We start from the raw sequence: 13,686 nt of genomic DNA, 5'->3' as shown, positions 1-13,686 counted from the left end.
AATGTCACGGTACGACTGGGGAAAGACGCACCCGGGCATCGAGCGGCTGGAGCGGGCGGTGACCGAGCGCCGCGACGTGGTGGTCAAGCACCCGCTCTACGCCAACCTGGACACCCACGAGGCGCTCGTCACGTTCATGGAGCACCACGTCTTCGCGGTCTGGGACTTCATGTCCCTGCTGAAGTCGCTGCAACGCCAGCTCACCTGCGTCACCGTGCCGTGGATCCCGACCGGCCCGACCGGCAGCCGCCGCCTGATCAACGACATCGTGATGGTGGAGGAGAGCGACGAGCTGGGCACCGGCTACATCAGCCACTTCGAGCTGTACGTCAACGGCATGACCGAGGCCGGTGCCGACACCACCGCCGTGAACAGCCTGGTCGACCTGCTGCGCGCCGGCCGCCCGGTCGGCGAGGCGCTCGGCGCGGCCGGCGTGCCGGCGGCCTCGGCCGCGTTCGCCGGCACCACCTGGCGGATCATCGAGACCACGCCGGTGCACTGCCAGGCGGCGGCGTTCGCGTTCGGCCGGGAAGACCTCATCCCGGAGATGTTCACCCAGGTCGTCGCCGTCAACGAGCGCAGCAACCGGCTCAACACGTTCGTCGACTACCTGGAGCGGCACATCGAGGTCGACGGCGAGCAGCACACGCCGATGGCCATGCAGATGCTCGCCGACCTGTGCGGCGACGACGACACGAAGTGGCAGGAGTGCGCGGACACGGTGAACGACGCGCTCGCCGCCCGCGCCCGCCTCTGGGACGACATCCTCGCCGCGATCAAGGAGGGCCGTCCGGCGTGACCGGATCCGACCCGGTCGCGCTCTACCGGACGGTCCGGCTGATCCGCCGCTTCGAGGAGCGCGCGATCGAGCTGGTCGACGCCGGGGAGATCGTCGGCGGCATCCACCCGTACCTGGGCCAGGAGGGGATCGCCGCCGGGGTCTGCGCGGCGCTGCGCGCCGACGACCTGGTCACCGGCACCCACCGGGGGCACGGCCACGTGCTCGCCAAGGGCGCCGACCCGGCCCGGATGCTCGCCGAGCTGTGCGGCCGGGTCACCGGGCTCAACCGGGGCCGGGGCGGATCGATGCACGCCGCCGACTTCGGCGTCGGGGTGCTCGGCGCCAACGCCATCGTCGGGGCCGCCGGCGCGATCCTCACCGGTGCGGTGTGGGAGCGCCGGCGGCGCGGCACCGACGTGGTCGGCGCGACGTTCTTCGGCGACGGCGCGGTCAACGAGGGGATGCTGCTGGAGGCGTTCAACCTGGCCGCCCTCTGGCGGGTGCCGGTGCTGTTCGTCTGCGAGAACAACGGCTACGCCACCACCATGCCGGTCGCCGGCGCGGTCGCCGGCACCATCGCCGGGCGGGCCGCCGCGTTCGGCCTGCCGGCGACCGCCGTCGACGGTCAGGACCCGGAGACGGTACGCGCGGCGAGCGCCGCCGCCGTCGCGCGGATGCGCGCCGGCGGCGGCCCGGAGCTGGTCGAGGCGCACACCTACCGGTTCGACGCCCACCACACCTTCGAACACCGGGTACGCCTCGACTACCGTCCGCCGGAGGAGGTGGCCGAAGGACGCTCCCGCGACCCGGTCGACATCCAGGGCGCCCGGCTCGACCCGGCGGTGCGGGCCGAGGTCGACGCGACAGTCGAGGCGGTCCTGGCCGCCGCCGTCGACTTCGCGCTCGCCGGCCCGCACCCCGACCCGGCGACCGCCCTGGACCACCTGTACGCCAGTGGGCTCACCGCCCGGACCGGAGGTGGCTGATGCCCCGGCTCTCCTACCGTCGGGCGCTCACCCGGGCGCTCGCGGACGAGATGACCCGCGACGAGTCGGTGCTGGTGCTCGGCGAGGACATCCGGGTGGCCGCCGCGAACGTCACCACCGGCCTGCTGAAGAAGTTCGGCCCGGAGCGGGTCCGGGACACCCCGCTGTCCGAGCAGGCGTTCACCAGCTTCGCCACCGGGGCGGCGCTGGCCGGGGCCCGCCCGGTGGTGGAGTTCCAGATCCCGTCGCTGCTGTTCCTGGTCTTCGAGCAGATCGTCAACCACGCGCACAAGTTCCCGCTGATGACCGGCGGCCAGTGCGCGGTGCCGGTCACCTACCTGGTGCCCGGTTCCGGCTCCCGCACCGGCTGGGCCGGGCAGCACTCCGACCACCCGTACGCGCTGTTCGCCCACGCCGGGGTGACCACCGTGGTGCCGGCCACCCCGGCCGACGCGTACGGGCTGCTGGTCTCCGCGATCCGCTGCGACGACCCGGTGGTGGTCTTCGCCCCGGCCGGGGCGCTGGACCTGCGGGAGGACGTGACCGACCCGGCGCCGGTGCCGCTGGGCCGGGGCGTGGTGCGCCGGACGGGCGACGACGTGACAGTGGTCGCCGTCGGGCACCTGGTGCACGACGCGCTCGCGGTCGCCGATGAGCTGGCCGGCCAGGCGTCGGTGGAGGTCTTCGACCCGCGCACGGTGTACCCGTTCGACTGGGACGGGCTGGTCGAGTCGGTGCGCCGCACCGGGCGACTCGTCGTGGTCGACGACGGCAACCGCTCCTGCGGGATCGCCGGGGAGATCATCGCGACCGTGGTGGAGCGGGTCCGGCTGGCCGCCCCGCCCCGGCGCGTCACCCGCCCCGACGGCGCGGTGCTGCCCTTCGCGCCGGCCCTGGACCGGGCCGTGCAGCCGGGCCGGGACCAGCTCACCGCCGCCATCCAACTGACCCTCAAGGACTGATGACAGATGGACCCGAACTATCCGTGGCCGCCGCTGCACCAGGCGTGGACCGACCTGCCCGAGCCCACCCGCGCCGCGATGGTGACGGCCGGCGCCGGCGCCTGGGAGGAGATCTTCCACGGCCGGGCCACCTACAACAAGCAGTGGCGGCTGGCCCGCCCGCCGGTGCTCGCCGCGGACGCCTTCCGCGAGCTGAACGAGGTCTGCGACCGGATCGCGCAGCTCATCCTGGAGGCGTGCCAGCGGCGGGCCCGCACCGCAGGTGAGCTGCGCCGGCTGCTGGACGTGCCGGAGGGGGAGACCCGGCTGTTGGACCCGGACGAGGTGCTGCACGACGGGCTGCTCGCCGCGTACCGGCCGGACGTGCTGTTCTCCGGCGGCGTGCCGTGCATCGTGGAGTACAACATCGACAGCAGCCTCGGCGGCGGCTTCGACGCCGACACCGTGATCCAGCGGTACGCGGACCTGTACCGCGCGCACGGCCTGCTCGACCGGACCCGGCCCGCGCCGTCCCTGCTGGACCAGCGGTTCGTCGCCATCCGGGACACCCTCGGCCTGGGCGACGGCGCACGGGTGGCGCTGCTGATGGACTTCGAGGCGGAATATCCGGGGCTGGACGACCCGGAGACGTTCATCCGGATCCTGTCCCCGCTGGCGGACCAGGCCCGGCGGTTCGGCATCGACCTGGTCATCGCGCCGGTCGCCGCCGCCACGCTGGACGGGACGAGCCGGCTCGTGGTCGGCGGCGCCCCGGTGGACGCGCTGTTCCGGCTCTTCGTCCCGAACCGGGTCACCCCGAGCGCCGGCCTGGACGCGGTGGCCGGCGCGCTCGCCGCCGGCACGCTGCCGATGTTCGTCAGCAGCGCGGCCTGGCTGCTCAGCAACAAGCTGAACTACGCCTGGCTCTGGGCCGACCTGGACCTGCTGCCGGAGCCGGACCGGGCGCTGATCCGCAGGTACGTGCCGCACACCGTGGCGCTCACCGCCGACCAGCTCGACCGGGCGCTGGCCGAGCAGGCCGACCTGGTGGCGAAGCCGGCCGGCGGGTCGGCCGGGCACGGGGTGCTGATCGGGCCGGAGTGCAGCGCGGTGGCCTGGGCGGACGGGGTACGCGCCGCGATCGACGAGGGCGGTCACATCCTGCAGCGCTATCACGAGGCGGACCGGGTGGCGATGGACTTCGTGCAGATCGAGACCGGCGAGACGGTCACCGCCGAGGTCCCGTACAGCCTCGCCCCCTACCTGTTCGGCCGCACCGGCTCCGGCGCCCTGGCGCGGGTCGGCTACCCAGGCTGCGAGGGCATCCTGAACCTGGCCAGAGGCGTCCTCATGACCGGCATCCTGCTCACCGACTGACCCCGCCCCCGCCCCCGCCGCCGGCCCCCGCCCCGGTGATCATGAGGTTAGCGGTGCTCGACGTCTGATTTGTCGCCGTCAACCTCATGATCACCGGGGGTGGTGAAGAAGTCGGCGAGGGGGGTGATCAGGGTGGAGGGTGCGGCGGCGATGCCGTTGTGGGCGCTGCCGGGGATGCGCAGGGTGCGGGCGTGGGGCAGGACGGCGGCCAGCATGCCGTTGGTCTCGGTGAAGAACGGCGCGGCCTTGGCGCCGCTGATCAGCAGCGTCTCGGCGGTGATGCCGGCATACTGCTCGGCCGGTCCCTCGTACGCCTCGATCTGCCGCGACTCGGCGAGCGTCATCCCCACCAGCGCGCCCATCGTCCGCCCGACCTCGGTGCGCAGGAAGAGCCGCGTGATCGCCGTACGGACCGCCAGCGGCAGCCGCGACGCGGGGTTCTGCGGGTCGACGGCCGCGGCCACGATCGCCATGGCCCGGGCGGTGTCGCCGGCCCGCACCGCCGCCGCGGCCGGGTCGAGGAACGCCATCGGAATGCCGCGACCGGCCAGCCGCAGCGGAGCGTCGTAGACCGCGATCCGCGCCAGCGGCAGCCGCAACGCGGCCCGCAGCACGACGAACGCGCCGTAGCTGTGCCCGACCGCCCAGCGGGCGCCGGTGTGCGCGAGCACCGCGCCCAGGTCGTCGACCTCCTGCTCCACCGTGTACGGCTCGCGGCGCGGCGGCGCGTCGGCCCGCCCTCGCCGGTTGTAGGCGTGCACGGTGAACCGAGCGGCCAGCCGGGCGATCAACCGACGGTATTCCGTGATCGTCACCCCGCCGCCGTGCACCACCACCAGCCCTGGCCCGGTGCCGGTGGTGTGCAGGGCGATGGCCGCGCCGTCCGGTGCCGAGATTCGCTGCATGACCGTCTCCTCCGACTCTTCTAAACTGCGAACGCCGTTTGCAGTTTACAGTGGGAGAGGTGAGCGGCGCATCCACGAATTCGATCTGGAGCCGGCCGGTACGCGGCACCCGCGGCCCGACCCCCACGCACGGCCGGGACGAGATCGCCGCGGCCGGCGTCGAGCTGGCCGACGCCGGCGGTCTGGACGCCGTTTCCATGCGGGCGGTGGCCGGTGCGCTCGGCATGGCCGCCGGCTCCCTCTACCGGCACCTGTCCTCCCGGGACGACCTGCTGGAGCTGATGGTCGACAGGTGCGTGGGCGAGATGCGCCCCCACTCGCCCGACGAGGGAACCTGGGTGGAGCAGTTCCTCCTGCTCGCCCGCCGTCAGCTCGCGCTGCACGGTCGGCACCCGTGGCTGGCCGACGCGCTCACCCGACGCGCCGCTCCGGGGCCGAACACGCTCGCCCATTTCGACGCTTGCCTGCGCATCCTGCAACCGGTCCCGGCGACCACCAACGCGAAGTTCGAGGCGATCGCCATGGTCACCGGCGTGGTGACGCTCTTCGCCCGTGCCGCGACGGCCACCGGCCCGATGACGTTCGACCACGTCGACCTGGCGACCTACCCGCACCTGGCGGCGGCGTTCGCCACCCCCTCGCCCGCCCCGCCCCCCGGGGACGACCTGTTCGACCGCACCCTGCGCGCCCTGCTCACCGGCCTCCTGATCGCCGACCGGCCGTGACTCTCGACCGGCTGTGACTCTCGACGGGCCGTGACCCTTGACCGGTCTGATCGGCGAGCCGTTCTGAATCCCGATCGGCTGGTGCAGCCGGGGCGGCCGGGACCGCAGGCGACCCTCCGGCCCCGGCCGCGGTCTCCGAGGCCCTCATGCCGGGAATCGATGTAGTTCCGGGTGCCTACAAACTTGATGACGAGAACGATTCACCGACGCCTCGCCGGGCGTCGGGTATTGGGCGTCGGGCGTCGGGCGTCGGGCGTCGGGCGTCGGGGGAGCGTCAGCCTCCGCCGACCTGCACTGTTCGACCCGCAATGTTCGAACCGCCCCCTGATCACGTGTGTCGGCGGCAGTCTCGGGCCCTGAGTCGTTCTCGCCATCAAGTTTGTAGGCAACTCGCGAGCCCGGTGGGCAGCGGGAGTGACACCCACGACCGTTTGTCCGGCGGCGGCAGCTCCGGCTGGGCAAACCTGTCTGAGCGGCGAGACCTGTCCGAACGGCGAGACCTGTCCGAACGGCGAGACCTGTCCGAACGGCAGGACCTGTCCGAACGGCGGGGTCGTGGACGGAGCCGGGCGGTGTGCGGCGGCGCGGACGACGATCGGGCGGGTCGCGGCTACCGGCCGCCGACGCGCTGCACACCGGGGTCGCGGGCGGCGAGGACGCGGAGGGTCTCGGCGGTGGCGACCGCGTCGCTGCGGGCGCTGCCGTGCCGGCCGTCGCTGCTGTACAGCGACGGGTCCGCGACCAGCGGATGCTCGGTCAGGTGCACGTGCATCGAGCCGAGCCGCTCGGCCACCGCCCGGGTGTGCCGGGACAGCCGCCGCATCCGCTCGCCGAGGCCGGCCCGCAGCGTGTCCGGCACGGCCGGGCTGTGCGACACGTCGAACATGCCGACGGTGAGCACGTCCGCCCCGGCGGCGCGCAGCGCGGTGACCATGGCGGTCAGTTCGGCGTCGACCGCGTCCGGGTCGTATCCGGGGCGGAAGGCGTCGTTGCCGCCGCACACCACGAGCGCCAGGTCGGGCCGGAAGGCCAGCGCGTCGGCCAGTTGGGTGGCCCGGACCTCGTGCGCGCGCAGCCCGCGCCGGCCCAGGTTGAGGTATGCCAGCTCGGGCCGGAAAGCGCGCAGCTCGGCCGCGATCCGGTCGGCCCACTGGAGGTCGGAGTAGCCGGCGACCGGTTCGCACAGCCCTTCGGCGACGCTGTCCCCGAGCACCACGAACCGGTGCCAGGGATGGTCGCGCAGCAGCTCATCGGCCTCGCCGGGGCGTAGGCACCACGGATCCGTCGCCTCGGTCACCGTCGATGACATGTCCGGCAGGCTAGCCGAGCCGCCGGGCCGGGGAAAGCGGTCCGCCGCCCCGACCGGTCGTACGGTCGAGGCGGCGGAGGCCGGTGTGTCGTGGTTTCAGTTGCTCGACCCGGGTGGCGGGTTGAACCAGCCGTGCAGGGTCACGATGACGCGGACCGTGCCGCCGCTGACGTTCAAGATCCGGACGCTCCCGGTCGCGCGGTTCTGCCCGGCCCGGTCCACCTTGACCATCACCATCGTGGTCCGGGCGACCTGGCCGGCGGTGAAGTTCGCCACGGACTGGCTCGTGACGATGGGGCCGTTCTGGTCGGCGGGGAAGGGGCCGACGCCGGACTCCACGGTGAGGTAACCCGAGGCGGTCGGACCGGCGACCGTCACGGCGAGGATGGCGCCGCCCATCGCTTCCGGTGAGACGCCGAGCGGATCGGTCAGCTTGACGAACAGCTCGCCCCGGGCCGGGAGCGGCTGGCCGCCGTTGGCCCCGGTGTCGACCAGATGGACCGCCGAGGTGGGCCGCAGATCAGCGCCGACCGTGAGGTCGGCGGTCACGTAACCCTGCACGGAGATCACCAGGTCGACCGCCGGTCCCTTGTTGACGACCGTGGCCCTGCCCGCGGACGAGAGCTTGACCGCGATGCCCTGCGAGGTGACCCCGCTGACGTAGTCGAGCACGCTCGTGTCGTCGGCGCCGCCCTCCGGATGGGCGCGCAGGAAGCCGGTGCCGGTCGAGCCGACCACTGCCACGTCCAGGAACACGCTCGTCGCGCCGCTCGGGACGACGCCGCCGGTGAACGTGAACGTCCGGGAGCCGTTGGTCGGGACCTTGCCCACGGTGGTGCCGGTGCCGGTGCGGGTGTCCACCACGCGGGTGTGCGGCACGGCGACCAGTCCTCCGCCCGCCCCGGTGGTGAAGTAGCCGTGCACCTCGACGACGATGTGGACGCTTCCGGCGCGGTTGTGGACCGAAAGACGCCCGTCCGCCCCCGGCCTGACGACCTGGGTGGTCGAGATGATCTCCCCGGTCGACGCGTTGAGGGAGGACGACAGCGCCGGTCGGGTGGTGCCCTGAGGGAACACCGTCAGGAAGGTGTTGGCGGTCGGGCTGACCGCGGTCACGTCGACGAGCACCGCGGACACGCCCGTCGAGGGGACCCCGCCCGCGCCGAGGGCCGGGAAGTCGGTGGTGCTGTCCGCACCGCGCGGCCCGGCCGGGGCGCCGGTGCCGGTGCGGGTGTCCAGCAGGGACGCGCCGGGGGAGAGCGCCACGTAGTTGGTGCTGGTGCTCGCCGCGATCCAGGGGGCGAGGCCGTCCACCCGTACCTCGGTCGCGGTGCGCCGGGTGTCGGTCTCGGCGAGGCAACCGCCCTGCCAGGAGCGGTCGTGCAGGGCCACCAGCTGTGGCTCGCCGGCACCGGTGCGCAGTAGCGGCCCGCCGGCGTCGCCCCGGCACAGGCTGGCGGCGGAGGCGCTGCCGTCGACGGTGAGGGTGTCCGCCGTGACGCCGGTGACGGTGAACGCCCCGGCGTGCAGCTCGTCGGGCACCCACTCGGTGGCGGTGCGGCCGAAGCCGGCGGCGAGCAGCGTCTCGCCCTGGGCGGCGGCGCCGCCGATGGCGATCGGTGGCACGCCGTCCGCGGCCTTCTCCAGGTGGGCGAGCGCGACGTTGCGGGTCGGGTGGGGGATCACGGCGGTGACGGCGAGGACGTGCCCCGCCGTGGTGCGCAGATCCGTCCGGCCGACCGTGACGGTGGTGCGCCGGGCGGGCGGGCCGGCGACGAGCTGCTGGCCGGGCTCGGCCAGGCAGCTCGCGGTGGTCAGCACCCAGGTCGGCTCGACCAGCACCGCGGAGCAGGCCCGCAGGTCGTTCTGGATCTTGGCGGTGAACGGGTAGCTGCCGGCGGGCACCGGGCTGACGCCGCTGACCGCCTGCGCCGAGCCGCCACCGATGGTGCTTGCCGCCACGACGACGGCGAGCAGCGTCGCCATCGCGCGGGTGCGGCGATTTCGGATGAGTCTCATGTTCCTCTTTCCGGTCGTTCGAGCAGGCGACGCCGCCGGAGAACCGGCGAACCGGGAGAGAGGTCGATCAGTGGACGGCAAACCGCCGCCTGTTTTGCGACAGGGTGCGACGCCACACGCGCCGGGGCGCGTGCGGTGCCGGTGCTGTCGACTTCCCCCGTGTAGCTGCCGCGGGCACGGCCCGCGAATCCCGACAGTAGCGAAACGGCACGCGCCGTGCTGCCCCGCCGCGTCGGGGGCCGGATCCGGCCGGGCCGGTCAGGCCGGGGTCGGCGTGGCCGGCCGCGTGGCCGGGCGGTCGGCCGGCGACCGGAAGAGCAGCAACGGTGCCACGGTGAGCACCAGGCAGGCCACCGACATCACCAGCAGCGCCGGGGTCAGGTCGAGCAGCGCCACCGACCAGCCGCCGAGCAACGCGCCCACCGGCAGGCCGAGGAAGGCCACCGAGCCGGAGATACCAAGCACCCGGGTCTGCAACGCCTCCGGCACCCGCTGGTAGAGCGCGGCGCCGAGCAGCGGGTTCACCGCCGCGATGCCGATGCCGGACAGGAACGTCACCGCCAGCACCACCACCAGGTCGTCGCTGAGCGCCAGCGCCAGCAGTCGCGGCGTGCCGCTGAGCGCCAGCCCGAGGGCGAACGTGGCCCGGCTCGGCAACCGCGTCCCGAGCAGCGTGAACAGCAGGTTGCCCAGCAGCGCGCCGGCCGAGAACACGCCCAGCAGCAAGCCGAACCCGGCCGGGTCGCCGAGTACCTGGTTCACCCAGAGCGGGATCCAGACCGCGACGCTGGCGTTGGCGAACATGTTGGACGCGGACACCACGATCAGCATGGTCAGCAGCGTCCGGTCGGTGCGCAGGTACGCGAATCCGCCGCGCAGCGCCCGCAGGTAGCGTTCCCGGGGCGCCGGCTGCGCGGGCGCGGGCGGCCGGACCAGCGCCCCGATCAGCAGCGCGCAGACCGCGAACGTGGCGGCGTCGATCCAGATCGCCCGGGTCAGCCCCACCCAGTCGATGAGCAGCCCGCCCAGCACCGCGCCGAACAACGTCATGCCCCGGGCCAGCCCGTCGTAGGCGGAGGTGAGCCGGATCAACGGCACGCCGGCCCGTTCGGCGGCCGGCTTGAACAGCACGTGCTTGACCCGGTCACCGATGCCGCGCAGCCCGCCGGCGACGGCCACCAGCACCAGCAGCGTGCCGAACCCGAGCCACGGCGCGAGCGCCACCACCGCCATCGCGGCGGCGCTCGCCGCGTCCACGAAGACCGACGTGCGGCGTACGCCGAACCGGTCCGCCCACGGCGTGGCCAGCGCGCTGGAGAGCATGTACGGCAGCGTCTCCGCGGCGGCGACCAGGCCCATCCGGGTCGGGCTGCCGGTGGTCTCCAGCACCAGCCAGGGAATGGCGACCACCGAGATCCGGGTGCCGAGGTTGGACAGCAGGTCGGCGCCGACCAGGGTGTACAACTCCCGGCGCGGGTTCATGTCGGGCTGCCGATCGGGTGCGTGGTGGCGTACCTCTCCCGCAGCGCCAGCTTGTCGACCTTGGCGGACCGGTTGAGCGGCAGCGCGTCGACGAACTCCACCGCGCCGGGCGCCCAGGTCTCGCTCAGCTCTCGGGTCACCAGCGCGATCAGGTCGTCGGCGGTGACCGACGCGCCCGGCGCCGGCACCACGTACGCGAACGGGAGTTCCCCGGCGACCGGGTCCGGCACCCCGATCACCGCGGCGGCGCGGACCTCGGGGTGGCCGGCGAGCACGTCCTCGATCGGCCGGGAGTAGATCGGCCAGCTCCGCTGCCGGGTGAGGATCCGGTCCTGTAACCGGTCGACCAGGTAGAGGTAGCCGTCGTCGTCGAGGTGGCCGAGGTCGCGGGTACGGACCCAGCCGTCGACGAGCGTCTCGGCGGTCAGCTCCGGCTGGCCGTGGTAGCCGGCGAAGCTCAACTTCGTGTGGGCCCACACCTCGCCGTCGACGCCGGCCGGCAGCGCCCGGCCGTCGGCGTCGCGGATCTCCACCGTCACGTCCCCGTACGGCCGGCCGCAGGAGCGCAGCCGCTCCGGGTGCTCCGGGTCCTCGGTGAGGCCGGGCTGGGCGCAGATGACCACTGCCTCGCTGAGTCCGTAGACGATGCGCAGGCACGGGCCGAACCGGCGGATCGCCTGGCGCAGCCGGGCCGGCGCGGCGGGACCGGCCCCGACGTTGAACATGAACATCGCGGAGAAGTCGGCGTCCGGCAGGTCGGGGTGGTCGAGCACCTCGTAGAGCATCGGCGGGGTGACGAACGTGGAGGTGATCCGCTCGGCGTCCACGGTGGCGACGAACGCCGCCGGGTCCCACCGCTCGCGCAGGAACAGCACCCCGCCGGTGAACAGGTTGACGAGCGTGGTGATCTGGCCGCTCGCGAGCCACATCGGCGAGTGCGACAGGTGCCGCAGCAGCGGGAACCCGGCGGCCCGGAAGTCGGCCGCGATCGCGAGCACCTGGCGGTAGAAGCTTTCCCGGTGGTGCACCAGCTTCGGCGTGCCGGTGGTGCCGCTGGTCTGCAGGAACGACTCCGGCGCGGGCACCGCGGCCGGCAGGTCTCCGTCGCCCGCACCGGCCGCCGTCAGGTCCGGCCCGGCGCCCCCCGGCCCGAGGCAGAGCACCGGTACGCCGGGTAGCCCGGCCGCGAGCTGCCCGGCCGCCGGGTCGCGCGGGTCGTGCACGAACACCTCCGGCGCGGCGAGCGTGACGAACTCGTCGATCTCCCGCCGGGAGGTGACCGGGGCGACCCACATGCTCCGGCAGCCGAGCAGGTGCAGCGCCAGGTGCAGCAGCGGACCCTCGACCGTGTTGCCGAGCATCACCAGCACCGCCGCCCCGGGGCGTACGCCGTGCCGGCGCAGCGCCGCGGCCAGGCGACGCACCTCGGCGGCGACCTGTGGGTAGGTGAGCCGGCGACCGTCGCCGACGAGCGCCTCCCGGTCGCCGAATCCGGCGAACAGCTCCAGCGCCTCGTGCACGTAGTTCGGCCGATCGGTCATCGGGCAGCCCCCATCGTGGTCCGCGAGCGGCGTCCGGCCAGGTCAGGGCCGGGACGGGACGGCGGGTGCCGGGGTCGGCGACCGCACCGCCGCCAGGTCCGAGCCTAGGCAGCGGCGGTCCACCGGGGACAGAGCCGAACGTCGGCGCCGGGCATCCCGCGGGCATTTGATCATGTCGATGAGGTCGATTGACGCTCGTCACCGGCGGCGGCTAGTTTCCGGTCCATCGCCCGGGCCGGTGGCGCCGACCGCGTCGCGCCCGGGGCTGCCGACCATGGAGGATCGATGCCGACCCCGAAGAGATGGCACGTCATAGCTTCCGCCGCCACGCTGCTGCTCGCCGGCACCCCGGCGGTGACCGCGAGCGCCGGCCCCACCGACACCGACCGCGCCGGGCACGGGCACGGGCGCGCCGAGTGGGCGGGGAGCTGGGCCGCGGCGGTGACCCGTGGGAACACCGTGGGCCTGACCAACACCGGCCTCAACGACCAGAGCATCCGGATGACGGTGCAGACCACGGTGGGCGGTCCGCGCCTGCGGGTCCGGCTCACCAACCTGTACGGCGAGCAGGCCGTCACGGTCGGTCACGCCACCATCGCCCGGCCGAACACCGCCACCGCCGACGACCGCTCCGACGTCGACCCGGCCAGCGTCCGGGAGCTGAAGTTCTCCGGTGGCGCCTCGGCCACCATCAACAAGGGCGCCGAGCTGCTCAGCGACCCGCTGTCCTATCCGGTGGGCGAGCAGGAGGACCTGGTGGTCACCCTGTACTTCCCGGTGCTCACCGGCCCGGTCACGTTCCACGGCCAGTCCCGGGTCACGAACTTCATCGGGGCGACGGACCTGACCACCGCGGCCGGCGGCGCCGGCTTCACCACCAGGCCCGACTGCTGCTGGATGTTCCTGTCCGGCATCGACGTGGAGCGCCGGGCCGCGCCGGGTTCGGTGGTGGTGCTCGGCGACTCCATCGGCGACGGCAACGGCAGCACGGTCAACACCGACCGGCGGTGGCCGGACCTGCTGGCCAAGCGGCTCGTCGACGCCCGCCCGGAGGCCCGCACGCCGGGCGTGCTCAACCTGAGCCTGGCCGGCAACCGGCTCAACCACGAGGGCACGGAGCCCGGCGCGGGCGGCTTCCCCGGCTACTACGAGCTGGGCCCGAACGCGCTGGCCCGGCTCAACGAGGACGTGTTCCCGCAGACCGGCGTGCGCACCGTCGTCACCCACCTGGGCATCAACGACATCTGGATGAGCGGCGACAGCAGCGAGGCGATCATCGCGTCGCTGCGGCAGCTCAACCGGCAGGTGCAGGCGCGCGGGCTGACCAGCCTGGTCGGCACGATCACCCCGTACGAGGGCAACGGCGGGCCGGGGGTGTGGACCGAGGAGAAGGACGCCACCCGCAACGCGGTGAACGCGTGGCTGCGCGGCCCCGGCCGGGCCGAGTTCGACGGCGTGCTCGACTTCGACGCGGTGCTGCGCGACCCGGCGCGGCCGAGCCGGCTGCTGCCGGCGTACGACGCCGGGGACCACATCCACCCGAACGACGCGGGCGCGCAGGCGATGGCGAACGCCGTCCCGCTGCGGCTGCTCGGGCTGTGACACCGGGCGGGGGCGGCG

General features: G+C 73.7%; 11 protein-coding genes. 6 read left to right on the top strand and 5 right to left on the bottom strand.

What is annotated here, in order from left to right; all coding sequences use genetic code 11:
• Position 1 precedes the first annotated feature (1 nt).
• From O7613_RS11300 to O7613_RS11285, 4 genes are read left to right on the top strand one after another with little or no spacing between them, the layout of a single operon-like run.
• The gene (locus tag O7613_RS11300; RefSeq protein WP_281588952.1) at positions 2 to 799 is read left to right on the top strand and encodes a DUF3050 domain-containing protein; all 798 of its coding nucleotides are present in this window, start codon (positions 2 to 4) and stop codon (positions 797 to 799) included.
• The gene (locus O7613_RS11295) at positions 796 to 1,767 is read left to right on the top strand and encodes a thiamine pyrophosphate-dependent dehydrogenase E1 component subunit alpha (protein WP_282293713.1); all 972 of its coding nucleotides are present in this window, start codon (positions 796 to 798) and stop codon (positions 1,765 to 1,767) included. The genes O7613_RS11300 and O7613_RS11295 overlap by 4 nt, the downstream gene beginning before the upstream one ends.
• On the top strand, positions 1,767 to 2,729 hold the full coding sequence (locus O7613_RS11290; RefSeq protein WP_282293711.1) for a transketolase C-terminal domain-containing protein: 963 nt from the start codon (positions 1,767 to 1,769) through the stop codon (positions 2,727 to 2,729). Before O7613_RS11295 ends, O7613_RS11290 begins: the two co-directional genes overlap by 1 nt.
• 6 nt (positions 2,730 to 2,735) lie before the next feature.
• Positions 2,736 to 4,085, top strand: coding sequence for a hypothetical protein (locus O7613_RS11285; RefSeq protein WP_281588958.1), 1,350 nt, complete (start codon positions 2,736 to 2,738; stop codon positions 4,083 to 4,085).
• 47 nt (positions 4,086 to 4,132) lie between these two features.
• On the opposite strand, the gene O7613_RS11280 is transcribed toward O7613_RS11285, so the two are convergent.
• Complete coding sequence (locus tag O7613_RS11280; protein WP_282293709.1) at positions 4,133 to 4,990, bottom strand: alpha/beta fold hydrolase; 858 nt, start codon at positions 4,988 to 4,990, stop codon at positions 4,133 to 4,135.
• 59 nt (positions 4,991 to 5,049) lie between these two features.
• On the opposite strand from O7613_RS11280, the gene O7613_RS11275 reads away from it, so the two are divergent.
• On the top strand, positions 5,050 to 5,715 hold the full coding sequence (locus O7613_RS11275; RefSeq protein WP_281588962.1) for a TetR/AcrR family transcriptional regulator: 666 nt from the start codon (positions 5,050 to 5,052) through the stop codon (positions 5,713 to 5,715).
• Between the two features lie 610 nt (positions 5,716 to 6,325).
• On the opposite strand, the gene O7613_RS11270 is transcribed toward O7613_RS11275, so the two are convergent.
• The 4 genes from O7613_RS11270 to O7613_RS11255 all read right to left on the bottom strand — a co-directional run bounded on the left by O7613_RS11270 (position 6,326) and on the right by O7613_RS11255 (position 12,066).
• Positions 6,326 to 7,024 (bottom strand): SGNH/GDSL hydrolase family protein, encoded by a 699-nt coding sequence (locus tag O7613_RS11270; RefSeq protein ID WP_282293706.1) that lies wholly within the window; start codon positions 7,022 to 7,024, stop codon positions 6,326 to 6,328.
• Positions 7,025 to 7,120: 96 nt separating this feature from the next.
• On the bottom strand, positions 7,121 to 9,043 hold the full coding sequence (locus O7613_RS11265) for a trypsin-like serine protease (RefSeq protein WP_282293704.1): 1,923 nt from the start codon (positions 9,041 to 9,043) through the stop codon (positions 7,121 to 7,123).
• Between the two features lie 258 nt (positions 9,044 to 9,301).
• Positions 9,302 to 10,525 carry an MFS transporter gene (locus O7613_RS11260; protein ID WP_282293702.1) on the bottom strand — a complete coding sequence of 408 codons (1,224 nt, stop codon included), beginning with the start codon at positions 10,523 to 10,525 and terminating at the stop codon, positions 9,302 to 9,304.
• Positions 10,522 to 12,066: an AMP-binding protein gene (locus O7613_RS11255; RefSeq protein ID WP_282293700.1), complete on the bottom strand. Its 1,545-nt coding sequence runs from the start codon at positions 12,064 to 12,066 to the stop codon at positions 10,522 to 10,524. The genes O7613_RS11260 and O7613_RS11255 overlap by 4 nt, the downstream gene beginning before the upstream one ends.
• Positions 12,067 to 12,378: 312 nt before the next feature.
• On the opposite strand from O7613_RS11255, the gene O7613_RS11250 reads away from it, so the two are divergent.
• Positions 12,379 to 13,668 (top strand): SGNH/GDSL hydrolase family protein, encoded by a 1,290-nt coding sequence (locus O7613_RS11250; RefSeq protein WP_282294522.1) that lies wholly within the window; start codon positions 12,379 to 12,381, stop codon positions 13,666 to 13,668.
• The last annotated feature ends 18 nt before the right edge of the window (positions 13,669 to 13,686 follow it).

This window comes from Micromonospora sp. WMMD975 (genome assembly GCF_029581215.1).
Taxonomy (GTDB): domain Bacteria; phylum Actinomycetota; class Actinomycetes; order Mycobacteriales; family Micromonosporaceae; genus Micromonospora.
This window is presented reverse-complemented; position numbering and strand designations above follow the sequence as displayed.